Origin of the sequence: Microbacterium sp. NPDC090007 (assembly GCF_044748345.1) — a bacterium.
GTDB lineage: Bacteria > Actinomycetota > Actinomycetes > Actinomycetales > Microbacteriaceae > Microbacterium.
Map to the genome: position 1 here is coordinate 35,426 of NZ_JBIVFV010000003.1, position 24,533 is coordinate 59,958.

General features: G+C 70.1%; 21 protein-coding genes. 8 read left to right on the top strand and 13 right to left on the bottom strand.

What is annotated here, in order from left to right; all coding sequences use genetic code 11:
* Window positions 1–73: 73 nt before the first annotated feature.
* From pgl to tkt, 6 genes are read right to left on the bottom strand one after another with little or no spacing between them, the layout of a single operon-like run.
* On the bottom strand, window positions 74–865 hold the full coding sequence (gene pgl / locus ACIPVB_RS11425; RefSeq protein WP_400369030.1) for a 6-phosphogluconolactonase: 792 nt from the start codon (window positions 863–865) through the stop codon (window positions 74–76).
* Window positions 862–1,809, bottom strand: coding sequence for a glucose-6-phosphate dehydrogenase assembly protein OpcA (locus tag ACIPVB_RS11430; protein WP_400369031.1), 948 nt, complete (start codon window positions 1,807–1,809; stop codon window positions 862–864). Before ACIPVB_RS11430 ends, pgl begins: the two co-directional genes overlap by 4 nt.
* Window positions 1,806–3,356 carry a glucose-6-phosphate dehydrogenase gene (gene zwf, locus ACIPVB_RS11435; protein WP_400369032.1) on the bottom strand — a complete coding sequence of 517 codons (1,551 nt, stop codon included), beginning with the start codon at window positions 3,354–3,356 and terminating at the stop codon, window positions 1,806–1,808. The genes ACIPVB_RS11430 and zwf overlap by 4 nt, the downstream gene beginning before the upstream one ends.
* Before the next feature lie 2 nt (window positions 3,357–3,358).
* Window positions 3,359–4,984: a glucose-6-phosphate isomerase gene (locus ACIPVB_RS11440; RefSeq protein WP_400369034.1), complete on the bottom strand. Its 1,626-nt coding sequence runs from the start codon at window positions 4,982–4,984 to the stop codon at window positions 3,359–3,361.
* Window positions 4,981–6,102, bottom strand: coding sequence for a transaldolase (gene tal / locus ACIPVB_RS11445; protein ID WP_400369035.1), 1,122 nt, complete (start codon window positions 6,100–6,102; stop codon window positions 4,981–4,983). The genes ACIPVB_RS11440 and tal overlap by 4 nt, the downstream gene beginning before the upstream one ends.
* 19 nt (window positions 6,103–6,121) lie before the next feature.
* Window positions 6,122–8,221, bottom strand: a complete 2,100-nt coding sequence (gene tkt, locus ACIPVB_RS11450) for a transketolase (protein WP_400369447.1) — start codon at window positions 8,219–8,221, stop codon at window positions 6,122–6,124.
* Between the two features lie 226 nt (window positions 8,222–8,447).
* On the opposite strand from tkt, the gene ACIPVB_RS11455 reads away from it, so the two are divergent.
* A complete protein-coding gene (locus ACIPVB_RS11455) occupies window positions 8,448–9,374 on the top strand; it encodes a heme o synthase (protein ID WP_400369036.1) in 927 nt (308 codons plus the stop codon).
* 354 nt (window positions 9,375–9,728) lie between these two features.
* Here the strand turns inward: ACIPVB_RS11455 and ACIPVB_RS11460 are convergent, their stop codons facing one another.
* Together ACIPVB_RS11460 and ACIPVB_RS11465 are read right to left on the bottom strand one after the other, a co-directional pair.
* A complete protein-coding gene (locus ACIPVB_RS11460; RefSeq protein ID WP_400369038.1) occupies window positions 9,729–10,235 on the bottom strand; it encodes a dinucleotide-utilizing enzyme in 507 nt (168 codons plus the stop codon).
* Between the two features lie 489 nt (window positions 10,236–10,724).
* Window positions 10,725–11,711 (bottom strand): heme A synthase, encoded by a 987-nt coding sequence (locus ACIPVB_RS11465; protein ID WP_400369039.1) that lies wholly within the window; start codon window positions 11,709–11,711, stop codon window positions 10,725–10,727.
* Window positions 11,712–11,960: 249 nt separating this feature from the next.
* Between ACIPVB_RS11465 and sufB the strand changes: the two genes are divergently transcribed.
* The 6 genes from sufB to ACIPVB_RS11495 all read left to right on the top strand — a co-directional run bounded on the left by sufB (window position 11,961) and on the right by ACIPVB_RS11495 (window position 17,405).
* Window positions 11,961–13,379: a Fe-S cluster assembly protein SufB gene (gene sufB / locus ACIPVB_RS11470; protein WP_400369041.1), complete on the top strand. Its 1,419-nt coding sequence runs from the start codon at window positions 11,961–11,963 to the stop codon at window positions 13,377–13,379.
* Window positions 13,380–14,588, top strand: coding sequence for a Fe-S cluster assembly protein SufD (gene sufD, locus ACIPVB_RS11475; RefSeq protein WP_400369043.1), 1,209 nt, complete (start codon window positions 13,380–13,382; stop codon window positions 14,586–14,588).
* Window positions 14,585–14,914 carry a non-heme iron oxygenase ferredoxin subunit gene (locus tag ACIPVB_RS11480; RefSeq protein ID WP_400369045.1) on the top strand — a complete coding sequence of 110 codons (330 nt, stop codon included), beginning with the start codon at window positions 14,585–14,587 and terminating at the stop codon, window positions 14,912–14,914. The genes sufD and ACIPVB_RS11480 overlap by 4 nt, the downstream gene beginning before the upstream one ends.
* 41 nt (window positions 14,915–14,955) lie before the next feature.
* On the top strand, window positions 14,956–15,726 hold the full coding sequence (gene sufC, locus ACIPVB_RS11485; RefSeq protein ID WP_058625386.1) for a Fe-S cluster assembly ATPase SufC: 771 nt from the start codon (window positions 14,956–14,958) through the stop codon (window positions 15,724–15,726).
* 9 nt (window positions 15,727–15,735) lie between these two features.
* Window positions 15,736–16,065, top strand: a complete 330-nt coding sequence (locus ACIPVB_RS11490; RefSeq protein ID WP_013586729.1) for a metal-sulfur cluster assembly factor — start codon at window positions 15,736–15,738, stop codon at window positions 16,063–16,065.
* 176 nt (window positions 16,066–16,241) lie between these two features.
* A complete protein-coding gene (locus ACIPVB_RS11495; protein ID WP_400369048.1) occupies window positions 16,242–17,405 on the top strand; it encodes a MalY/PatB family protein in 1,164 nt (387 codons plus the stop codon).
* A 66-nt stretch (window positions 17,406–17,471) separates the two neighbouring features.
* Here the strand turns inward: ACIPVB_RS11495 and ACIPVB_RS11500 are convergent, their stop codons facing one another.
* Genes ACIPVB_RS11500 through ACIPVB_RS11520 form a run of 5 tightly spaced genes read right to left on the bottom strand, consistent with a single transcriptional unit; the run spans window position 17,472 to window position 22,362 of the window.
* Window positions 17,472–18,380 carry a siderophore-interacting protein gene (locus tag ACIPVB_RS11500; RefSeq protein WP_400369049.1) on the bottom strand — a complete coding sequence of 303 codons (909 nt, stop codon included), beginning with the start codon at window positions 18,378–18,380 and terminating at the stop codon, window positions 17,472–17,474.
* Window positions 18,364–19,218, bottom strand: a complete 855-nt coding sequence (locus ACIPVB_RS11505) for an ABC transporter ATP-binding protein (RefSeq protein WP_400369051.1) — start codon at window positions 19,216–19,218, stop codon at window positions 18,364–18,366. The genes ACIPVB_RS11500 and ACIPVB_RS11505 overlap by 17 nt, the downstream gene beginning before the upstream one ends.
* Window positions 19,215–20,264 (bottom strand): FecCD family ABC transporter permease, encoded by a 1,050-nt coding sequence (locus tag ACIPVB_RS11510; RefSeq protein WP_400369052.1) that lies wholly within the window; start codon window positions 20,262–20,264, stop codon window positions 19,215–19,217. Before ACIPVB_RS11510 ends, ACIPVB_RS11505 begins: the two co-directional genes overlap by 4 nt.
* Window positions 20,261–21,307 carry a FecCD family ABC transporter permease gene (locus tag ACIPVB_RS11515; protein WP_400369054.1) on the bottom strand — a complete coding sequence of 349 codons (1,047 nt, stop codon included), beginning with the start codon at window positions 21,305–21,307 and terminating at the stop codon, window positions 20,261–20,263. Before ACIPVB_RS11515 ends, ACIPVB_RS11510 begins: the two co-directional genes overlap by 4 nt.
* Before the next feature lie 32 nt (window positions 21,308–21,339).
* Window positions 21,340–22,362 carry an iron-siderophore ABC transporter substrate-binding protein gene (locus ACIPVB_RS11520; RefSeq protein ID WP_400369055.1) on the bottom strand — a complete coding sequence of 341 codons (1,023 nt, stop codon included), beginning with the start codon at window positions 22,360–22,362 and terminating at the stop codon, window positions 21,340–21,342.
* A 268-nt stretch (window positions 22,363–22,630) separates the two neighbouring features.
* Between ACIPVB_RS11520 and ACIPVB_RS11525 the strand changes: the two genes are divergently transcribed.
* Complete coding sequence (locus ACIPVB_RS11525; RefSeq protein ID WP_400369057.1) at window positions 22,631–24,229, top strand: ABC-F family ATP-binding cassette domain-containing protein; 1,599 nt, start codon at window positions 22,631–22,633, stop codon at window positions 24,227–24,229.
* Window positions 24,230–24,533: the final 304 nt, after the last annotated feature.

A 24,533-nucleotide genomic window follows, 5' to 3' on the forward strand; every position in this document is an offset into this window, starting at 1 on the left:
AAGGGCCTCGGCACTCGAAATGACGAAGGACCGGATGCCGTCGGCATCCGGTCCTTCGCGAGAGGGACCTCGCTCAGTACTCGCGGTCGATCAGCTGGGGTGGCACCTGGTCGGCGGCGACCTCGTCGACGAAGAACGCCGTGCGCCGGCGTCCCTTGGCCCCGGCCGCCGGAACGCTCTGGTAGCTGGCCCCGGCGAGGGCGAGGCCCAGCGCGGCGGCCTTGTCGGCGCCGGCGATGACCATCCACACCCGCTTGGACGCGTTGATCACCGGGCGCGTCAGCGAGACCCGCTCGCTCGGCGGCTTCGGCGATTCGCGCACGGCCACGACCGCGCGGTCGGTCACCGAGATCTCGGGGCGGTCGGGGAAGAGCGAGGCGATGTGCGCGTCGGGTCCGACACCCAGGAAGCAGATGTCGAACGAGGGCCACGGACCCGCGTCGCCGCGGTCCGACGGTGCGAACTGGGCGAGCTCGTCCGCGTAGGCCGTGGCCGCGGCATCGAGGTCGAGGCCGTCCTCGCTCGAGGCGGCCGTGTGGATGTTGGCGGCGGGGATGTCGAGGTGGTCGAGGAACGCCTCGCGCGCCTGCTTCTCATTGCGGTCGTCGCTGTCGCGCGGAACGAAGCGCTCGTCGCCGAACCAGAAGTGCACGAGGGACCAGTCGATGTCGGGGATGCGGTCATCCTGCGCGGCGGTCCGCAGGACGGCACCGCCCATCGTCCCGCCCGTGAGGCACACGTGCATGCGCTTGCCCTCGGCCACGCGCTTGACGATGCGGTTCATGAAACGCGTCGCGACGTAGGACGCCAGAGTGTCGGCATCCGGCTTGATGATCACCTGCTTGACGGAGCCGTTCTCGGTCACGAGTCCTCCTTGGCGCCCGCCGCGAGCAGAAGGTCGTGGCCGTCGGTGATCACACGACCGTAGAGCAGGTCGGGGTCGAGTCGGCGCAACTCCTCGGCGAGGCACTCGCGAAGCGTCCGGCGCGGGAAGGCCAGATCGTGCGTGGGCTGACCGGGTTGGGTGAGCACCGCCACCCCGGCCTCGGGGCGCTCCAGGAGCGTGTCGCCGCTCGGGCGGGTGAGGCGCACCGACTTGATGCCGCTGGCCCACTCGTCGGCGGGCAGGTAGGCGTAGTCGACGGGGGCGTCGAGCTTCATCCCCAGCCACGCGGCCAGGAGCGCGGTCGAGGGCGAGTCCGCGGCGCCGCGCACCTCGATCGCCGTGACCGGCTCGAACGGGGGCTGATCCAGCACCGCGGCGAGCTGCTCGCGCCAGCGGGTGACGCGCGTCCACGCGAAGTCGGTGTCGCCGGGGGAGTAGTTCTCACCGAGCTGCGCGACCCAGGCGGCCGGATCCGGCTGCGATGAGGCGTCGGTGATGCGGCGCTGCGCGATTCGACCGATCTCGGAACGCGAGGGATCGACGGGGGCGTCGGCGGGCCACCAAGCGACGACCGGGGCGTCGGGGAGCAGCAGTCCCGTGACCAGGCTCTCGGCGTTGGACCCCGCGGCGCCGTGCGCCCGGAGGACGACAACCTCGCTCGCGCCGGCGTCGCCGCCCACGCGGATCTGCGCGTCGAGCCGCGGCTGTTCGCCGTCGTCGCCGAGCAGCACGGCGATGACGCGCATGGGATGCTCGCGCGAGGCGTCGTTGGCCGCTTCGATGACCTCTTCTTCGGCACCGTGGTGCGTGACGATGATGAGCGTCAGGACACGGCCGAGGGCGACGGCGCCGCCCTCTTCGCGGACGCTGACGAGCTTCTTCGAGATCGCGCTGACGGTCGTGTCGGGCAGATCGATGATCACGGGCGCCTCCAGGTGCGGCCGTCGCGGGCGAGGAGTTCGTCGGCGGATGCCGGCCCCCACGACCCGGGCGAATACTGTTCGAGCGGGCCGCCCTGGGCGGCCCAGTATTCCTCGATCGGGTCGAGGATCTTCCAGCTGAGCTCGACCTCCTCGTGCCGAGGGAACAGCGGCGGGTCGCCGAGCAGCACGTCGAGGATGAGGCGCTCGTACGCCTCGGGGCTGGCTTCGGTGAAGGCGTGGCCGTACCCGAAGTCCATCGTCACGTCGCGCACCTGCGTGCCGTCGCCGGGCACCTTGGAACCGAAGCGGATCGTCACGCCCTCGTCGGGCTGCACGCGGATGACGAGCGCGTTCTGCCCGAGCTCCTGCGTCTGGCTGCGCGAGAACAGCTGCTGCGGCGCGCGCTTGAACACCACGGCGACCTCGGTCACACGGCGACCCAGGCGCTTTCCGCTGCGCACGTAGAACGGCACGCCCGACCAGCGGCGCGTATTGATCTCGAGCTTGATCGCCGCGTACGTCTCGGTGACCGACTCGGGGTTCATGCCGTCTTCCTCGAGGAAGCCGAGCACCTTCTCGCCACCCTGCCAGCCGCCGGCGTACTGCCCGCGCGCCGTCGCTTCGGCGAGGTTCTCGGGCACGCGCACCGCGGCGAGCACCTTCTCCTTCTCGGCACGCAGATCCGCGGCGTTGAAGCTGATGGGCTCTTCCATCGCCGTCAGGGCCAGGAGCTGCAGCAGATGGTTCTGGATGACGTCGCGCGCCGCACCGATGCCGTCGTAGTAGCCCGCGCGACCGCCGACGCCGATGTCCTCGGCCATGGTGATCTGGACGTGGTCGACGTAGTTGCGGTTCCAGATGGGCTCGTACAGCTCGTTCGCGAAGCGCAGCGCGAGGATGTTCTGCACCGTCTCTTTACCGAGGTAATGGTCGATGCGGAAGATCGAGTCGGCGGGGAACGCGCTCTCGACCGACTCGTTCAGCTCGCGCGCCGAGGCCAGGTCATGGCCGAAGGGCTTCTCGATGACGACGCGTCGCCATCCGTCGACGCCATCGGCCTGATCGCCGACCAAGCCGGATTCCTTCAGCTGAGCCGTCACGACGGGGAAGGCCTTGGGCGGGATCGACAGGTAGTAGGCGTGGTTGCCCATCGTGCCGCGCTCGGTGTCGAGCTTGTCGACGGTCTGACGCAGACGCCGGAACGCTTCGGGGTCGTCGAATTCGCCCTGCACGAAGCGGATGCCCTCGAGAAGTTCCTTCCACGTCTCTTCGCGGAACTCGGTGCGCGCGTACTTCTTGACCGACTCGTACACGACCTCCGCGAAGTCCTGGTCCTCCCAGTCGCGGCGTGCGAAGCCGACCAGGGCGAACCCCGGGGGAAGCAGTCCGCGGTTGGCGAGGTCGTAGACGGCCGGCATGAGCTTCTTGCGCGAAAGGTCTCCGGTGACGCCGAAGATGACGAGGGCGCTGGGCCCCGCGATCCGGCTCAGTCGGCGATCCTCGGGGTCGCGCAGGGGGTTGTGACCCGGTGTGATCTCTACGACCATGCTTACTGTGCCGCCTCGAAGAGTGAGAGCACCTCGACCTGCGGGTCGGTCAGCGTCAGCGTGACGACGGGACGGCCGTGGCCCTCCGCCAGCACGCTCGCGTCTCCCGCGGCCTGTGCCTGGATGAGTTGGGCGAACGTGAACGGTCGCCCCGGGATCTCGAGGTCGACGTCGGTGCGCTCGAGGATCTGGAGGAAGACGCCGGTGTCGGGTCCTCCCTTGTGGTACTGCCCGGTCGAGTGCAGGAACCGGGGTCCCCAGCCGAAGGTGGTGGGTCGACCGGAGTCGGCGGCCACGAGCTCGCGCAGCCCGGACAGCTGCGACAGATCCCCGCGGTCCACGTACGCCTGGATGGCGACGTACCCGTCCGCGGGCACACGTGCCCAGAGGGCGTCCAGAACGGATGCCAGCGTCCCGCCCGCAGCGAGGGAGGGATCGGACACGCGCACCTCGACGCCGTCGAGCACGAGCGCGGGCGCGGTCGCAGCCGGGCGGGAATCCAACAGACCGCGGGCGGCCTGCTTGGCCGACTCGACATCGGGCTGATCGAAGGGGTTGATGCCGAGCATGCGTCCCGCGATGGCCGTGGCGTACTCCCACACCACGAACTGCGCGCCGAGCGACCCGCTCACCAGCACCTCGTCGGTGTGGTGCTCGAAGAGGTGGAAGGCCTTGGCGTCATCGACGAACCGCACGACCTGCAGGTCGGTCGGCGTCGATTCGAGCTCGGGCGAGACCGGGAGCAGGACGACGGGCAGGATGCCGGTCCCCTCTTTGCCGGTGGATTCGGCCACGAGCTGCTCGATCCAGTCGGGCAGACCGATCAGGTGGGTACCGTCGGTGACCAGACCCAGCTTGTCGCGGCGGTGCGCGCCGCCGCCCGCGATGGCGGCGGCCAGGACGAGCGCCGGGTTCTCGGGTGCATCGATCGCGACCTCGAGGAGGGTGGCATCCGCTTCGTCGAGAAGGTCGTCGATGTCGACGCCGGCGAGTCCCGCGGGCACGAGTCCGAAGGCGGTGAGCGCCGAGTAGCGCCCGCCGACCTCGGGGTCGGCCAGGAAGACGCGGTACCCGGCGGTGCGAGCCGCCTGCTCGAGGGGGGAGCCGGGGTCGGTGACGACGACGATCCGGGCCGCGGGGTCGATGCCGAGATCGCGGAACGCCGCCTCGAACGCGCGGAGGGCGGAGTCGGTCTCGATCGTCGATCCGGACTTGCTCGAGACGACGAGGACCGTCTTGTCGAGCCCGCCCGACTCGGCGTCGCCGTCGATCGCGGCGAGCACCTGGGCCGGGGCGGTGGAGTCCAGGATGACGAGCGGGACTCCGGCGGACCGGGCGATGACCTCGGGGGCGAGCGAGGAACCACCCATGCCCGCGAGCACGACGCGGGTCACGCCCTGCGCGACGAGAGCGTCGCGCAGGGCTGTGATCTCGGGGACGAGCGGGCGCGAGACGGAGACCGCCCGCACCCACCCGAGCCGGCGGGACGCCTCGTCCTCGGCGGCGGAACCCCACAGACTCGCGTCGCCGGCCGTGATCCCCGACGCCACGAGCGAACCGGTCAGCGCCGGCAGCTCCGCGTCGACGATCGCCGCGGCCCGGCCCGTGGCCTTGACGGCGAAACTCACTTCGCCGCCTGGGCGCTTCCGGCCTGCAGCGCGGTCCGGACGGTGTCCTGCAGCTCGTGCCACGAGGCGATGAACTTCTCGACGCCCTCGTCCTCGAGCACCTGCGTGGCATCGGCGACGTCGACGCCGGCCGCGGCGAGACGGTCGAAGACCTCGTGCGCCTCGGGGTAGGCGCCGGTGACGGTGTCACCGCTGATCACGCCGTGGTCGAAGGTGGCCTCGAGCGTCTTCTCGGGCATCGTGTTGACGGTGCCGGGGGCGACGAGTTCGGTCACGTAGAGCGTGTCGGGCAGCGCCGGGTCCTTGACCCCGGTCGAGGCCCACAGCGGACGCTGGACGGTGGCACCGGCATCCAGGAGCTTCGTGGCGCGGTCCTCGGAGAACTTCTTCTCGTAGAGCTCGTACGCCAGGCGCGCGTTCGCGATGCCGGCCTTGCCCTTGAGGGCTGCGGCCTCGTCGGTCCCGATCGCCGCGAGGCGCTTGTCGATCTCGGTGTCGACGCGCGACACGAAGAACGACGCGACCGACTGCAGGGTCGAGATGTCGTGACCGGCGGCGTGCGCCTTCTCGACACCGGCGAGGTAGGCGTCGATGACCTCTTCGTAGCGCTCCAGGCTGAAGATCAGCGTGACGTTGACCGAGATGCCCGCACCGATGACCTCGGTGATGGCGGGCAGGCCCGCCTTGGTCGCGGGGATCTTGATGAGGACGTTCTTGCGGTCCACGCGTGCCGAGAGGTCCTTGGCCTGGGCGATCGTGCCCTCGGTGTCGTGTGCGAGGTCGGGGGAGACCTCGATCGACACGCGGCCGTCCACGCCGTCGGTCGCCTCGAACACGGGCAGGAAGATGTCGCACGCGTCGCGCACATCGTCGGTGGTGATCGAGAAGATCGCCTCGTCGACCGAGGCGTCCCGCGCGGCGAGTTCCTGGACCTGGCCCTCGTACGCCTCGCCCTGGGACAGGGCGCCGGCGAAGATCGTCGGGTTGGTGGTGACGCCCGAGACGTTGCGGGACTCGATGAGCTCGGCGAGGTTGCCGGACTGGATGCGCTGGCGCGACAGGTCGTCGAGCCAGATGCTGACGCCCTGGGCGCTGAGGTCTGCGGTGGGAGTGCTCATGATTGTCGTTCCCCTTCGATTACTTCTTCGCCGCGGCGAGCGACTCGCGCGCGGCCTCGACGACGGCCTCGGCCGTGATGCCGAACTTCTGGAACAGGGTCTTGTAGTCGGCCGAGGCACCGAAGTGCTCGATCGCGACCGAGCGTCCGGCGTCGCCGACGATGCCGTGCCAGCTGAGCGCGGAGCCGGCCTCGACCGAGACGCGCGCCTTCACCGCCGCCGGCAGCACCGACTCGCGGTACGCCTCGTCCTGCTCGGCGAACCACTCCAGCGACGGAGCCGAGACGACGCGGGCGTGCACGCCCTCGGCCGCCAGGGTCTCGCGCGCCTCGACGGCCAGCTGTACCTCGGAGCCGGTGGCGATGAGGATGACGTCCGGCTCGCCGTTCTTCGCCTCGGCGAGGACGTAGGCGCCCTTGACCGCGCCTTCGGCGGACGCAAACTCGTCACCGGATGCCGCACCCGCGCCGCGGGCGAAGACGGGGATGTTCTGGCGGGTCAGCGCGATACCGGCGGGACCCGCCGTGCGGCGCAGCATCTCGAGCCACACCACCGAGGTCTCGTTCGCGTCGGCGGGACGCACGAGCGCGAAGTTGGGGATCGCGCGCAGCGTCGCGAGCTGCTCGATCGGCTGGTGCGTGGGACCGTCCTCGCCCAGGGCGACGGAGTCGTGCGTCCAGACGAAGATGGTCGGGATGTCCATCAGCGCGGCCAGACGCACCGGGGGGCGCATGTAGTCGCTGAAGATCAAGAACGTCCCGCCGAACGGGCGGGTGGGCCCGTGCAGCACGATGCCGTTGAGGATCGCGCCCATGGCGTGCTCGCGGATACCGAAGTGCAGCACGCGACCGTAGGGGTCGCCCGACCACTCGTGCGTCGACCACGACGTGGGGATGAAGCTCTTGGCATCCTTGATCGTGGTCAGGTTGGACTCGGCGAGGTCGGCCGAACCGCCCCACAGCTCGGGGAGCTCCGCGGCCAGGGCGTTGATGACGGTGCCGCTGGCGGCGCGGGTCGAGACGTCCTTGCCGGCCTCGAAGGCGGGGAGGGCGTCGGCGATGTCCGCGGGCAGCTCGCGGGCCTGCATGCGGTCCCACAGCTGCTTGCGCCCGGGGTGCGCGGCCGCCCACGCGTCGAACTTCTGCTGCCACGCGGCCTTCTCGGCCTCGCCGCGCTCGACGAGGCCGCGGGTGTGCGCGAGGACGTCGTCGGCGACCGCGAAGTGCTGCTCGGGGTCGAAGCCGAGGACCTCTTTCGTCGCCTTCAGCTCGTCGGCGCCGAGGGCCGAGCCGTGGATCTTGCCGGAGTTCTGCTTTCCGGGCGAGGGCCAGCCGATGATCGTCTTCAGGATGATGAGCGAGGGCTTGGCCGTCTCGCCCTTCGCGGCCTCGATCGCCGCGTGCAGCTCGGCGACGTCCTCGACGTACTCACCGGTCTTCTTCCAGTCCACCGTCTGCACGTGCCAGCCGTACGACTCGTACCGCTTCTGCACGTCCTCGGTGAAGGCGACGTTGGTGTCGTCCTCGATCGAGATCTGGTTCGAGTCGTAGATCGCGATGAGGTTGCCCAGCTCCTGGTGCCCGGCCAGCGAGGACGCCTCGCTGGTCACGCCCTCCTGAAGGTCGCCGTCGCCGGCGATGACGTAGACGTAGTGGTCGAAGGGGCTCTCGCCGGCGGGGGTCTCGGGGTCGAACAGGCCGCGCTCGTAGCGGGCCGCGTATGCGAAGCCGACCGACGACGCCAGTCCCTGGCCCAGCGGACCGGTGGTGATCTCGACACCGTCGGTGTGACCGAACTCGGGGTGGCCGGGGGTCAGCGAGCCCCACGTGCGCAACGCCTCGAGGTCCTTCTTCTCGAGACCGAAGCCACCGAGGTAGAGCTGCACGTACTGGGTGAGCGAGGAGTGACCGACCGAGAGGATGAAGCGGTCGCGCCCGGGCCAGTGCGTGTCCGCCGGGTCGTGGCGCAGCACGCGCTGGTACAGCAGGTACGCGGCGGGGGCCAGCGACATGGCGGTCCCGGGGTGGCCGTTGCCCACCTTCTCGACGGCGTCAGCCGCCAGGATGCGTGCGGTGTCCACCGCGCGCCGATCGATCTCGTCCCATTCGAAGTCCGACAACACGGTGCCTTTCTCGATCCTGCGCCCGGTTCACGATCCGACGTCCGCGCTCACCACCGTAGGAGTGGGAGGGGGGTGGGGTGTCGGCGCGGGGCGCGCGTTCTTCGCCAGCATAGCGAGATCGACCGTTGCCGTTGCCGATCGTGACGGGGGTCGACAGGCGGCCGGGGGTGTGGTGGGGATGGCATAGAATCGGAGGGATATATACGCGCTACCCCGGGGGACGATGGACATCTCGACGACGTCGCACGTCATTGCGACGACCGATCGCCGCTCCGTCGGACGCACCCTCCGGGCCTACGTCGCGCTGACGAAGCCCCGCGTCCTCGAGCTGCTGCTGGTGACCACCGTTCCGGTGATGATCCTCGCCCAGGACGGTCTTCCGAACCTCTGGCTCATCCTCGCCACCGTCGTCGGCGGCTCGCTCAGCGCCGGTTCGGCGGCGGCGTTCAACATGTACCTCGATCGTGACATCGACGCGCACATGCAGCGGACCGAGAACCGTCCGCTCGTCACCGGCGAGGTGTCGCCGCGCGGGGCGTTGACCTTCGCGTGGACCCTCGCGGCCGTCTCGACGGTGTGGCTCTGGGTGTTCACGAACCCGCTCGCCGCCGCGCTGTCGGCGGCCGCGATCTTCTTCTACGTCGTCATCTACACGATGATCCTCAAGCGTCGCACCGAGCAGAACATCGTCTGGGGCGGCATCGCCGGGTGCTTCCCGGTGCTGATCGGCTGGTCGGCCGTGACCGGTTCGCTGTCATGGGCGCCGTTCATCCTGTTCCTGCTGGTGTTCCTGTGGACGCCCCCGCACTACTGGCCGCTGTCGATGAAGTACGCGGCGCAATACGACGGCGTCGACGTCCCCATGCTCGGGGCGACCCGCAGCGGTTCGCAGGTGGGCCTGCAGGTCATCCTGTACGCGTGGGCCACCGTCGCGTGCTCGCTCCTGCTCATCCCGGTCGCGCCCATGGGCCTGGTCTACTCGGTGTCGGCGCTGGTGTTCGGGGGATGGTTCATCTACGAGTCCCACCGCCTCTACTCGCGCGCCGTGCGGGGCGGCGAGCCGCGGCCGATGCGCGTGTTCCACGCGTCGATCACCTACCTGACGCTGCTGTTCGTCGCGATCGCGGTCGACCCTCTGCTGCCCTTCTGATCGACGTCGATGACGCCCGCCCCACGAAGGGTGGGCGTCTTCGTGTTCCCGCCCGGGTTATCGGGATGCCCCTGCACCCCGCCCGCCCGCGTGCCCCGGGAGTCACGACGTTTCGGTGGCGCCGAATGGCGCGGGGTGAGGGCGCTGTGCGACGTTTCGCCGCCGATGAACTCTCGAGCGCACGTCGCGGGGTCTCGGTGGTGACCGATGGCGCGGGTGAGGGCGTTGCGGGACGTTCCGGCGCCGATCAAGCGGCCCGGGAGCGCGGCGACAGGTCCGCGGTGGGGACCCGAGCCGGGGACGCGAAGAGCGCCCGCCCCCGACGAGGGGAGCGGGCGCTCTTGCGAGAGAGGGTCAGCGACGCGCGGCGTCGTCCCCCGTGTCGAGACGGGGCTCGTCGTGGCGCTCAGCGGCGGCTTGCGGGGGAGCGGGCGTCGTCGATGGCACCTCGATATCGGCATCTTCCACCGCGAGGGGGGTCGCGGTCGTGGCTGCGGCGGGGACCGTCGACGTCGCGGCGTACGGGGCGGCCCCGAATGCCTCGGGGGCGGATTCGTCGTCGCTGTTCCAGTCGATCGACTCGACCGCGACGTCCGGGCGACGCACGAGTGCGGTGGCGGCGGCGAGGGCGAGGACCAGGGCGATGCCGATCGCACCGGCACCCAGGACGGCGGCTCCCACGACGACCCAGGACTGGCCGACGTAGACCTGCACGACGGTCGCGTTGGGGTCGTTGAGGACCTCTTCCATCGCGGTGATGCCGTTCAGGACGATCGCGAGTCCTCCGGCGATGGCGGCCACGGAGGCGACGACGAGCACCCAGAACGGGATGCTGGTCACCAGGCGGGGACGGGTCTGCATGGAATCACTCCTTCATCTTCCGGCGATGAACCGGACGGGGTCCCGCCGTGGGGGACGACGGGACGTCTGCGGACGCAGAGGCATCCGGACACCCCAGCCTGACGCACGCACACGGACGCCGCCTAGGGGTCGCCGATGAATGAGCTATGAGCGTATAAGGGTGTCCGTGACGACGTCCGCTCCCGCCGACGGGCCTCGGATCGCCCCGGAGGCGTCTCGCCCGCGCGGGCGGTTCCCGGGACAGCGCGGGCGGCCCCCGCCTCGCTATCCGAGGACCCTGCTCCGCGCCCGCGGGTTCTCGCGGATCCCCGCCCGCGTCGATGCCTCCCGCCCGCGCACGGCGCCGGGCGAGCGTCAGCCGCGCGCTGCGACCCGCTCGCGCGCGGCGCCGGGCGAGCGTCAGCCGCGCGCTGCGACCCGCCCGCGGACGGCGCCGGGCGAGCGTCAGCCGCGCGCTGCGACCCGCCCGCGGACGGCGCCGGGCGAGCGTCAGCCGCGCGCTGCGACCCGCTCGCGGACGGCATCCTGACGCTCGATGCCGACGGGCTCCTTCAGCCGGAGCACCACGACGGTCATGGTGGCGGCGGCGAGGGCGGCGAGCACCATGTGCGTGCCCACGGCCAGTTCGGGCAGCCCGTTGCGCGCCTGGTAGAGCCCGACGGCGATCTGCACCAGCTCGACCGCCAGCAGTGTGGTCGCCCAGCGGCGGACGGCGAGATGCCGCCGCCAGGCGATCACGACGACCGCCAGCGTGAGGACGAACAGGGCGTAGCCGGGCCACGCGTGCACGTGCTCGAGCACCTGCGCGTCGAAGCCGTTGCGCACCGAGGCGTCGTCCCCGGAGTGCGGGCCGGCGCCGGTGGTCAGCACACCGAAGACGATGGTGAGGGCCAGCACGGCGGTCGTCGCGTGCACGAGACCGGCGAACCAGCGGGGTGCGGCCAGGCGGCGCGGTCCGGCGGGCTGGTACATGCGCACCAGGAACGCGGCGCAGACCGCCACCAGCGACACCGACGCGACGTAGTGGAAGCCGACGATGAAGGGGTTGAGGCCGGTGAGCACGGTGACGCCCCCGACGAGCGCCTGGGCGACGATGCCCGCCAGCACGACGAGCGAGAGGACGAACAGCACACGGCGCTCGTGACGCATGCGCCACACCAGGACGACGACGGCCAGGGCCAGGATGCCGACGACTCCGGTCAGCGTGCGGTTGCCGAACTCGATGATCCCGTGGATGCCCATCTCGGGGGTGTTCACCAGAGAGTCGGGGGTGCATCGGGGCCACGTGGGGCACCCGAGCCCTGAGCCGGTCAGACGGACCGCTCCACCGGTGCCGATGATGAGCACCTCGGCCACGAACGACAGCCACGCGAACACCCGCACCCGGCGGTCGACCCGCGTGGGCAACCAGGCACCGATCCGGCGCAACGCCGCGGGGCCGCGGGAGGAGGTGGGGGAGGACGGGGCGGAGGGCATGCGTACGGCTTCCTGGCGTCGGGGCGTTCCCGGCGTTCGGGGGAGCGGGCCTGCCATGCCGGGATCGGGTGTTGCCTGTAGAATCGAAGGGTCCGTGTGCAGCGCTCACGCGATCCGCACGAGAGACAGTCTAGGCGCGCAGCCAGCGCCTTCGAGCGGGCCCACCAGCGACGAACCTGGGACTTCGACCGGAGTCCGGAATGTCGGGGCGGATGACACCGTTGTGGCCCGAGAAGGAGAGTGATCACCATGTCCGATGTCCTCATCGACCGACCAGAGCTCGAAAGCCTGGGGCAATACGAGTTCGGCTGGCACGACACCGACGCGGCGGGCGCCATCGCGCAGCGCGGCATCAACGAAGAAGTGGTGCGGGGCATCTCCGCGCTCAAGTCCGAGCCCGAGTGGATGCTGAAGACCCGCCTCAAGGGTTACCAGCTGTTCGGCAAGAAGCCGATGCCGACCTGGGGCGCCGACCTGTCCGAGATCGACTTCGACAACATCAAGTACTTCGTCCGCTCGACCGAGAAGCAGGCCCAGACCTGGGAAGACCTTCCCGAAGAGATCCGCAACACGTACGAGAAGCTCGGCATCCCCGAGGCCGAGCGTCAGCGTCTGGTCGCCGGTGTCGCCGCGCAGTACGAGTCCGAGGTGGTCTACCACCAGATCCGCGAGGACCTCGAGCAGCAGGGCGTCATCTTCATGGACACCGACACCGCCCTGCGCGAGCACCCGGAGTTCTTCGAGGAGTACTTCGGCACCGTCATCCCGGCGGGCGACAACAAGTTCGCCGCGCTGAACACCGCGGTGTGGTCGGGCGGCTCGTTCGTCTACGTCCCCAAGGGCGTGCACGTCGAGATCCCTCTGCAGGCGTACTTCCGCATCAACACCGAGAACATGGGTCAGTTCGAGCGGACCCTGATCATCGCCGACGAAGACAGCTACGTGCACTACATCGAGGGCTGCACCGCGCCGATCTACAAGAGCGACTCGCTGCACTCGGCCGTGGTCGAGATCATCGTGAAGAAGAACGCCCGCGTGCGCTACACGACGATCCAGAACTGGTCGAACAACGTCTACAACCTCGTCACCAAGCGCGCGGTCGCCCACGAGGGCGCCACCATGGAATGGGTCGACGGCAACATCGGCTCCAAGGTGACGATGAAGTACCCCTCGATCTACCTGATGGGCGAGCACGCCAAGGGCGAGACCCTGTCGGTGGCCTTCGCCGGTCCCGGTCAGCACCAGGACGCCGGCGCCAAGATGGTGCACATGGCGCCCCACACGCAGTCGTCGATCGTCTCGAAGTCGATCGCCCGCGGCGGCGGCCGCGCGGGCTACCGCGGTGAGGTGCGCGTGGATGCCAATGCGCACCACTCCGCGAACACGGTGCGCTGCGACGCGCTCCTGGTCGACACGATCTCGCGCAGCGACACCTACCCCGCGATCGACATCCGCGTCGACGACGTGCAGCTCGGTCACGAGGCCACCGTCTCGAAGGTCAGCGAGGAGCAGCTCTTCTACCTGCAGTCGCGCGGCCTGCCCGAGGACGAGGCCATGGCCATGATCGTGCGCGGCTTCATCGAGCCGATCGCCCGCGAGCTGCCCATGGAGTACGCGCTCGAACTCAACAAGCTCATCGAAATGGGCATGGAAGGATCCGTAGGCTAAATGACGACTGCGACCCAGAGCCCCACTTCTGATCAGGCCCCCGCAGCCGCCGAAGGTCATATCGACCCGGCCGCCCTCGTGGCATCCGTCGTTCCGGTGCAGACGCGCTCGGAGCGCCCGACCTCGTTCGACCCGGCCGACTTCGGCGTGCCCACGGGACGTGAGGTCAACTGGAAGCTCAGCCCGATCGACCGCCTCGCGTCGCTCTTCGTCGACGAGGCCGGTCCCACCGGTGTCATGACCGTCGACGTCGAGGCGCCCGCCGCCGTCGAGCAGCTGCGTCTCGCGGCCGGCGACGCGCCGCGCGGCGAACACTTCCGCCCCGAGGATCTGACGGCGGCACTGGCGTGGACGCACGAGAGCGAGGCCCCGCTGCTGCGGATCCCCGCGGACGTCGAGCTGGACGAACCGATCGTCGTGCGACTGACCGGCACGGGCGGCCTCGCCCACGCGCACGTGGTGATCGAGGCGCAGCGGCATTCGCGCGGCACCGTGGTGCTCCGCCACGAGGGCTCGGCCCAGCATGTCCAGAATGTCGAGATCATCGTCCGCGACGGCGCCGACCTCACGGTCGTCTCGGTGCAGAACTGGCAGGACGACGCGCTCCACGCCTCCTCGCACCAGGCCCGCGTCGACCGCGACGCCAAGCTCACGCACATCGTGGTGAGCTTCGGCGGTGGCGTCGTGCGCGTGAACCCCTCGGTCGAGCTGTCGGGCGCGGGCGCCGAGGGGCGTCTGTACGGTCTGTCGTTCTCGGACGCCGGTCAGCACCTCGAGTCGCAGGTCTACCTGCACCACAAGGGGCCGCACACCGTCGGCGACGTGCTCTACAAGGGCGCGCTGCAGGGCGAGAGCGCCCGCAGCGTCTGGATCGGCGACGTCCTCATCGGACCCGACGCCACCGGCACCGACTCGTACGAGGCCAACCGCAACCTCGTGCTCACCGACGGCGCCCGCGCCGACTCGATCCCGAACCTCGAGATCGAGACCGGTGACATCCAGGGTGCCGGCCACGCCAGCGCCACGGGTCGCTTCGACGACGAGCAGCTGTTCTACCTGCAGGCCCGCGGCATCGCGGAAGACGAGGCGCGGCGTCTGGTCGTGCTCGGCTTCCTCAGCGAGATCGTGCAGCGCATCGGCATCCCCGAGCTCGAGACCGAGCTCATCGCGGCCATCGAGCGCGAACTGGCCGAAGGGGCCGCCGCGTGAGCGCGACCCGCGTGTGCGCTCTCGATGAACTGGTGCAGGACGAAGCCCGTCGCGTCGAGATCGACGGTGTCGCCATCGCCGTCGTGCTCGACGGCAACGGCGAGGTCCACGCGATCGGCGACGTCTGCACGCACGGAGACATCTCGCTGTCCGACGGCTTCGTCGAGGGCGAGACGCTCGAGTGCTGGGCGCACGGTTCGGCGTTCTCGCTGACCACCGGCCGTCCGCTGAACCTCCCGGCCTACGAGCCGGTGCCCGTGTACGAGGTCGTGATCGACTCCGGCGACGTGCTCATCGATCCCTCCGTCACCAAGGCGACGGCCTGAGCCGCGCCCACGACCTGAAGACTTCTGAAGTAAGGAACCCCATGTCTGTCCTCGAGATCCGCGACCTCCACGTGACGGTCGAGACGGAGAACGGTACGACCCCGATCCTCAACGGCGTGACGCTGACCATGCGCACCGGTGAGACCCACGCCATCATGGGCCCCAACGGCTCCGGCAAGTCGACCCTGGCGTACACCATCGCCGGTCACCCCAAGTACACCGTCACGAGCGGCTCCATCACGCTCGACGGTGAGGACGTCCTCGAGATGAGCGTCGACGAGCGCGCGCGTGCGGGGCTGTTCCTCGCGATGCAGTACCCGGTGGAGATCCCCGGCGTCACGGTCACCAACTTCCTGCGCACCGCCAAGACGGCGATCGACGGCGAGGCCCCCGCGATCCGCAGCTGGACCAAGGACGTCAAGGGCGCCATGGAGAACCTGCGCATGGACGCCAAGTTCGCCTCGCGCAACGTCAACGAGGGCTTCTCGGGCGGCGAGAAGAAGCGTCACGAGATCCTGCAGCTCGAACTGCTCAAGCCCAAGATCGCCGTCCTCGACGAGACCGACTCGGGTCTCGACGTCGACGCGCTCAAGATCGTGAGCGAGGGCGTGAACCGCGCCAAGGAGCAGACCGACCTCGGTGTGCTGCTCATCACGCACTACACCCGCATCCTTCGCTACATCCGCCCCGACTTCGTCCACGTCGTCGTCAAGGGCCGGATCGTCGAAGAGGGTGGCCCCGAGCTCGCCGACCGACTCGAAGAAGAGGGTTACGACCGCTTCCTCGAGGCCGGAACGCCGATCGACGCGTAGGATCGTTACATGACCGCAACCCTCGCTCCCGAGAAGTACGACGAGGTCACCGAGGCCCTCAAGGACGTCATGGACCCCGAACTGGGGATCAACGTCGTCGACCTCGGCCTCATCTACGACCTCGCGTGGGACGACGAGAACGACGCGCTCGTCATCCACATGACCCTCACCTCGGCCGGCTGCCCGCTGACCGACGTCCTCGAAGAGCAGACCGCCCAGGCCCTCGACAACGTCGTGGATCGCTTCCGCATCAACTGGGTGTGGATGCCGCCGTGGGGTCCCGAACGGATCACGGACGACGGCCGCGACATGATGCGCGCGCTCGGTTTCGCGATCTGACCGCGAGAAGTCTTCGAACGCCCACCCTCTCGGGGGTGGGCGTTCCGGGTTCGCGGATGCCGCGATCCGGGCGGTGCGCGAGCGTGGTGCGTCGCGATGAATGCTCGCCCGCGCGCGTGTGTCCTCCTCTGACGGTCGGGTTCCGCGGCATCCGGTGCCCTGATTAGGCTTTCCGGATGAGCGTCACCCCGTTGCAGGCCCTGCCTCTCGACCTTCTGCGTCAGCGCTCCAGCACCAAATGGCGCTCGTACGACGACGACGTGATCCCCATGTTCGTCGCCGAGACCGACTTCCCGCTCGCGCCGGCGATCACGACGGCCCTGCACCGTGCCGTCGAGATCGGCGACACCGGGTACACCCCGCCGCGCCCCGGTATCGACGTCGATTTCGCCGCGTACGCCGAGCGGCGGTGGGGATGGAAGATCGACCCGTCGCGGATCCGCTGGACGGGCGACGTGATGATGGGGGTCGTCGAGGTGCTGCGGGCCGTGACCTCGCCCGGCGATCGTGTGATCGTGACGCCGCCGGTGTACCCGCCGTTCTACGACACCGTCGAAGAGGCCGGGGCCGTCGTCGAGCGGGTGCCCCTGGTCGACGACGGCGAGACGTGGAGCCTCGATCTGGCCGGGATCGAAAGCGCCTTCGCCGGGGGCGCCAGGGCGATCCTGCTCTGCAATCCGCACAATCCGACCGGCACGGTGCACACCCGCGCGTCGCTCGCCGCGCTCGCCCGTCTCGCCGAGCGCTACGGGGCGAGTGTCGTGAGCGATGAGATCCACGCGCCTCTCACGCACGCGCCCGCGGTGTTCACGCCGTTCCTGGATGCCGCACCTCAGGCTGCCGCGGTCGGCTACGCCGTCACGAGCGCGAGCAAGACCTACAACCTCGCCGGGCTGAAGTGCGCCGTCATCGTCACGGGTTCCGAGGAGACGGCGGCGGTGGTGCGGTCGCTGCCGTGGGAGGTCGAGTGGCGCGCGGGCCTGTTCGGCGTCATCGCCAACCGTGCGGCGTTCGCCGCCGAGAGCGACGGGTGGCTCGAGTCGCTGCTCGTCGCGCTCGATGACAACCGCCGTCTGCTCGCCGAGCTGCTCGCCGAGCACATGCCGCTCGCGCGGTACCGTCTGCCCGACGCGGGCTTCCTCGCCTGGGTCGACGTCTCGGCCTACGGGTGGGGCGACAACCCGTCGCCGTACATCCGCCGCGAGGCGAAGGTGGCTCTGCACCACGGCCCCCTGTTCGGCGAGCAGGGTATCGGCCACGTGCGCATCAACGTCGGGTGCGCCCCCGAGGTGCTGCGCGAGGCGGTCGCGCGCATCGGTGCGCTGGCCCGACGGGAATGAGCGCTCGGCGCGCCGAGCGGACGCGGGGCGCGACCGAGGGGTGACGCCGGGTCACGGCATCCGTCATCAGACCTCGGCTCGCCCTGTGCGCCAGTAGCCCATGAACGCGACGGCACGGCGGTCGACGCCGCGCTCGGTCACGAGGTGGCGACGGAGGGTCTTGATCGCGGACGCCTCGCCGGCGAGCCAGGCGTACAGCGGCGCCTTCTTCAGTGCGGCTCCGCCCTTGGCGGTGCGCGGGACCTCCCACAGCATGCCCTCGTCGATGTCGACCTCTTCGACCTCGTCGCCGTGGCCGTCCGGGGTGAGCGCGAACGCGGCGTCGCGTGTGGCCGTGACGAGATGCGCGTGGCGGTCGCCCGCTGCCCGCGCGGCCAGACGGAAATCGAATCCCGGATGCCGGGGGAGGTAGGCGCAGTCCTCGGGGGTGGGGACCTCGAGGACGACGGTTCCGGTGGCCTCCGGGGGGAGCTGCTCGAGGATGACCGCGATCGCGGGCGCGGCGGTTTCGTCGCCCGCGAGAAGGTAGTCGCCGGTCTGCGCGGGCGGGACGAAGTCGACGCCGAAGCTGACGTCGGTGAGGGCGACCGTGGGGGCGAAGATGAGCACCTCGTCGCCGAGTCGCGCGTTCTCGATCCACGCCGATGCCGGGCCGAGCACCTCATGGGCGACCATGTCGATGTCGACCTCCCGCTCGGCGCGACGCACCGCGCGGGTCGTGTACGTGCGGAACGGCGGGCGCGCGTCGTCGGGGAGTCCCCGCCACGCCGTCCACCAGTCGCCGCCGGTCGGCATCGTGTCGAGGTCGGCCGTGGCGGTGGGGAAGACGACCTTCACGCGCTGATCGAAACCGGGGTCGCCGTATTCGTGCAGGTCATCGCCGACGAACGTGAAGCGACGGAAGCTCGGGGTCAGATCGGTGATGCGCGCGACGCGGACGCGGAAGAACCGCGAGGTCTCAAGAGGGGACGACATCGTGGGGCTCCCGGGTGGTGTCGACGGACGGCGTGCGGGCGCTGACGTGGTGACGCCCGCGCGGAAGGACGAGGGGGGTTCCCGACACGGGGTCGGGCACGACCAGGGCGTCGAGCCCGAACACCTCGGCGATGAGCCCGCTGGTCATGACGGCGCTCGGGTCGCCGGCGGCCACGACGCGTCCGTCGCGCAGGGCGACGAGATGATCGGCGTAGCGGGCCGCCATGTTCATGTCGTGCAGCACCATGACGGTGGTCGTCCCCCGGTCGCGGTTGAGGTCGGTGAGCAGGTCGAGGACATCGACCTGGTGGGCGACGTCGAGGAAGGTGGTCGGCTCGTCGAGCAGGAGGATGTCGGTCTCTTGGGCGAGCGCCATGGCGATCCACACGCGCTGCCGCTGTCCGCCCGACAACTCGTCGACCGGGCGGTCGGCGAGGTCGCTGATCCCCGTGGCGGCGAGGGCCTCGGCCACGACCTCGTAATCGCGGGCGCTCCAGCGGGCGAGGGCGCGCTGGTGCGGGTGGCGACCGCGGCCGACGAGGTCGGCGACGGCGATGCCCTCGGGAGCGATCGGGCTCTGCGGAAGCAGCCCCAGGATGCGAGCGACCTCCTTCGTGGGCCGCTCGTGCAGCGCCTTGCCGTCGAGGATCACGCGACCGGCCTTCGGTGGGAGCAGGCGGGCGAGCGCGCGCAGCAGCGTCGACTTGCCGCACCCGTTCGCGCCGACGATCGCGGTCATCCGGCCGGCGGGGAGGACGAGATCGAGGTCGTCGACGATGATGCGGTCGGCGTAGGCGAGGGTGAGACCCTCGGCCGACAGCGTGCGGTTCGCGGTCATAGCGAGCCTCCGGAGCGGTTGGTCCTGATGAGCAGGTAGATGAGATACGGCGCGCCCAGCACGCCCGTGACGACCCCCACCGGGTAGCGGTTGTCGAAGGCGAACTGGCCGACGAGGTCGGACAGCATGACCAACAGGGCACCGACGAGCCCGGCCGGAAGGAGCAGGGATCCGCCGGGGCCGATGAGGCGAGCGGCGATCGGACCGGCCATGAAGGCCACGAAAGCGATCGGCCCGGCGCCGGCCGTCGCCACGGCCAGCAGCACGACGGCGCCGACGATCAGGAGCAGTCGCGTGCGTTCCACGCGGACGCCGAGACCCGCGGCGGAGTCGTCGCCGAGGCGGAGGACCGAGAGCGAGCGGGTGTTGCCGATCATGAGCGGGACGATGACCACGGCCGCGAGGGCGAGGGGGATCACTCGACCCCAGGAGGCGTTGTTGAGGCTCCCCGTGAGCCACTGCATCGCGGTCTGCAGGTCCCAGTTGGCGGCGCGGCTCAGCATGTAGGTCGTGACGCTGTCGAGCATCGCGGCGACACCGATGCCGATGAGCACGAGACGCGTGCCGGTGAAGGCGCCCTTGCGGGAGAGCAGGTAGATCGCGCCGGCGGTGGCGACGGCGCCGACGAGGGCGAAGGCCGAGACGAGGGCGTCCGACAGCGAGAAGCCGATGATCGCGATGACGGCGGCCGCGCTCGCGCCGGAGGAGATGCCGATGATGTCGGGGGAGGCGAGGGGATTGCGCAGCATCGTCTGGAACGTGACTCCGGCCATGCCGAAGGCGAGTCCCGCCAGCAGGCCGAGGCTCGCGCGCGGCAGGCGCAGCTCGCCGACGGTGAACGAGGCGCCCGGGACCGTCTGGCCCAGCAGGACGCGGATCACCTGGTCGGGGGTGTAGAAGGTGTTGCCGACCATGAGCGTCACCGCGAAGACGACGACGACGGCGACGGCGAGCACGGTGGTCACGCCGATCCGGCGCCGGCTGCGGGATCGACGTCCGCGGGCGAGGGCACCGACCGAGGCCGGGCGCGGCAGGACGCTGCTCACAGTTCACGCACCTTCTGCCGGCGGACGATCCAGATGAAGAAGGGGGCGCCGATGAGGGCGGTGAGGATGCCGACCTCGATCTCGGTGGGGCGCGCGACGAGGCGACCGACGACGTCGGCTCCCACGAGAAGGATCGCGCCTCCGAGAGCCGAGAACGGCGCGAGCCACCGATGATCGGTCCCGATGAGCAGGCGGCAGATGTGCGGGATGACGAGGCCGACGAATGCGATGGGGCCGGCGACGGCGGTGGCCGCGCCCACGAGCACGACCGCCCCCGCGGAGGCGATGAGGCGTGTGCGCCCGACGTGCTCGCCGAGCCCGGTCGCGACGTCGTCGCCGAGGGCGAGGGAGTTCATGCCCCGCGCGCAGAGGATGCACACGAGCGCTCCGGCGGCGAGCACCGGCAGCACGATCTGCACACGGTCCCATGTCGCCCCGCCGATGCCGCCGATCTGCCAGAAGCGGAACACCTCGAGAAGGTCGACGCGCGGCAGCAGGATCGCGCTCGACAGCGAGCCGAACGCGGCGGTGGTGGCCGCCCCGGCGAGGGCGAGCTTGAGGGGAGTGGCGCCACCGCGCCCGAGGGAGCCGACCGTGTAGACGAACACCGAGGCGACGGCCGCACCCACGACGGCGAATCCGATGTAGCCGAGCGAGCTCGACAGGCCGAAGAACGCGATGCCGGTGACGACGGCCAGCGACGCCCCGGCGGAGACGCCGAGGATGCCGGGGTCGGCGAGGGGATTGCGGGTGACGGCCTGCATGGTGAGCCCGGCCATCGCGAGGGCCGCTCCGACGAGCAGACCGAGCACCGTGCGCGGGATGCGCGTGGCGACCACCGCTTCACCGACCCCCGTGCCCCCCGAGAACGCGGAGAGGATCTCGCCGATCGAGACGTCACGGGTGCCGAGGGCGACGGATGCCGCGGACACGACGATCACGCCCACCGTGAGCGCCAGCAGCCACCCGAGTCGACGGCCCGTCGATCGCCGCAGATCAGCGGTGTCGGGTGGGGCGTCGGCGACGGCGGTGCGAGAGCTCACGGTGGGCGCGATTCGAGGTGTCGGGGGCGGGATCAGCCGAGGGCGGCGGTCAGCACGTCGAGGTACTTCGACAGACCCCAGCTCACCGAGAGGGGAGAGGGGTTCGCCGAGGCCGCGAGGGGCGTGCCGTCTTCGAGCACTGCCACGCGGCCGGCGGCCACGGCGGGGATCTTCGACAGGAGCGGGTCGGCCTGAAGCTGCGCGACGGTCGATCCGTCGGTGTTGCCGTAGGTGATCCAGAGCCCCACGTCGCTGAAGACGTCGGCCTGCTCCGAGGAGATGTCGCTGTAGAACGCGTCGATCTCGCTCGACGTCGTGGTCACCTGCTCGGGCTCGGGCATGCCGAACTCGTGCAGGTACCCCGCGCGGGGGTCGTGCGAGGTGTAGAAGGTGATCGTGCTGAGATCGGTCGGGTCGGTGAACGCGAACAGCGGCGCGACCTCGGCGAGAGCGGGGTGGGCGTCGAAGGCCTCCTGCGACTCGGTCTTGATCTGCTCGATGAGGGCCTCGCCCTCGCTCTCGAGGCCGAGGGCCCGGGAGTTGAGCTGGATCATCTGGTCGAGGGTCGTGCCCCACGCGGCCTCGGGGTAGGCGACGACGGGCGCGATCTTCGACAGCGTGTCGTAGTCCTCCTGCGTGAGCCCCGAGTACGCGGCGAGGATGACGTCGGGCTGCGTGTCGGCCACGGCCTCGAAGTCGATGCCGTCGGTCTCGTCGAACAGCACGGGGGTCTCGCCCCCGAGCTCGGTCAGCTTGTCTTCGACCCAGGGGAGGATGCCGTCTCCGTCGTCGTCGCCCCACGTGGCCTTCGCCATACCGACCGGCACGATGCCGAGAGCGAGGGGGACCTCCTGGTTCGACCACGCGACGGTGGCCACGCGCTCGGGCTTCTTCTCGATGACCGCCTGTCCGAGAGCGCTGTCGACGGTGACGGGGAAGACGTCGTCGGAGCCTTGCGCCGCCTCGTCTCCGGGAGCGGCCGAGGTGCCGGCGCAGCCGGTCAGGACGAGGGCGGAACCGACGGCGAGTACCGTCAGGGCGCGGAATCGGGACACGAAGAGCCTCCTGCGTGTTAGGTAAGGATAGGCTTAGTTTAGGTGAGTCCCCGGGTGAGAACGCAAACCCGGACACCGATCACCCGGGTCTTCGTCTCGACGCCGAGACAATGGCATCCGGAATCTTCGGCGTGCCCGGACGGCGGTGCACCGGCCGCGGACGGGCGGACGCGATTGCGCTGTCGGCGGGTTCGCAGGGGCGCGGCTTATACTGGGTGGCTGGCCTTTCTCGGCCGCCCACCCTTCCCCGACTGAACGGACGTTCGCTGTGCTCGCCGTGCACGACCTCGAGATCCGCGTGGGTGCCCGCGTGCTCATGTCCGACGTGGCCTTCCGCGTCTCCGACGGCGACAAGATCGGCCTGGTCGGGCGCAACGGCGCCGGCAAGACGACTCTCACCAAGGTGCTCGCCGGCGACCTGCTGCCCTCGAACGGTGGCGTGGACCGCTCCGGAGAGCTCGGCTACCTGCCGCAGGACCCCCGCTCGGGCGACCCCGAGATGCTCGCCCGCACGCGCATCCTCGACGCCCGCGGGCTCGGCTCGCTCGCCCTCGGCATGCACGAGGCCTCGTTGGCGATGGGCGATGACGACGCCGCGGTCGCAGCCAAGGCGATGAAGAAATACGCCCGGCTCACCGAGCAGTTCGAAGCGGCGGGCGGATACGCGGCCGAGGCCGAGGCGGCATCCATCGCCCACAACCTGTCGCTGCCCGATCGCATCCTCGACCAGCCGCTGAAGACGCTCTCGGGCGGTCAGCGGCGTCGCATCGAGCTGGCGCGCATCCTGTTCTCGGACGCGCAGACGATGATCCTCGACGAGCCGACCAACCACCTCGACGCCGACAGCGTGGTGTGGCTGCGCGAGTTCCTCAAGGGGTACAAGGGCGGCCTGATCGTGATCTCGCACGACGTGGAGCTGGTGGGCGAGACGGTCAACCGCGTCTTCTACCTGGATGCCAACCGCCAGGTCATCGACGTCTACAACATGAACTGGAAGAACTACCTGCGTCAGCGGGTGGCCGACGAGGAGCGCCGCAAGAAGGAGCGCGCCAACGTCGAGAAGAAGGCCACGGCCCTGCAGTTGCAGGCCGCGCGTTTCGGGGCGAAGGCCTCGAAGGCCGCCGCCGCGCACCAGATGGTCGCGCGCGCCGAGAAGATGCTCTCGGGCCTGGATGACGTGCGTCAGGACGAGCGCGTCGCGAAGCTGCGTTTCCCCAAGCCCGCGCCGTGCGGCAAGACCCCGCTCATGGCCTCGGGTCTGTCGAAGTCGTACGGGTCGCTCGAGATCTTCACCGACGTCGACCTCGCGATCGACCGAGGGTCGCGCGTCGTCATCCTGGGCCTGAACGGTGCCGGAAAGACGACGCTGCTGCGCATCCTCGCCGGCGTCGACCAGCCCGACACGGGGCAGCTCGAGCCCGGTCACGGCCTCAAGATCGGCTACTACGCGCAGGAGCACGAGAATCTCGACGTCGGGCGTTCGGTGCTCGAGAACATGATGTCCGCCGCCCCGCACATCACCGCGACCGAGGCGCGCAAGGTGCTGGGCTCCTTCCTTTTCGTCGGCGACGACGTGCTCAAGCCCGCCGGGGTGCTCTCGGGCGGCGAGAAGACCCGACTGTCGCTCGCGACGCTCGTGGTGTCGTCGGCGAACATGCTGCTGCTGGACGAGCCCACGAACAACCTCGATCCGGCCTCGCGCGAAGAGATCCTCGGCGCGCTCGCCCATTACGAGGGTGCGGTCGTCCTGGTGTCGCACGACGAGGGCGCCGTCGAGGCGCTCAACCCCGAGCGCGTGCTCATCCTGCCCGACGGCGTCGAGGACATCTGGGGCCGCGACTACGCGGACCTGATCACGTTGGCGTGACGGCTCGGCCCGTTCGCGTCGGGTCGATCGCGTCGGGTCGATCAGATCGGATTCATCGCGTCGGCGTGATCGCCAGGTCGACCTGGATCGATCACCTCGGGTCAAGCGCCCGGGTTCGACTCCCGGCCCCCGACTGCCCCGCCCCGACCGTCCGGCCCCGACCTTCCGGCCCTCGCCTTCCGGCCCCGATCGTCAGTACCTGGTCCTCCGGCCGCGACCGTCCGGCCCTGACCTCCCGGCCGCGACCTTCCTGCCCTGACCGTCCGGCCCTGACCGTCCGGCCCTGACCTCCCGGACCCGATCT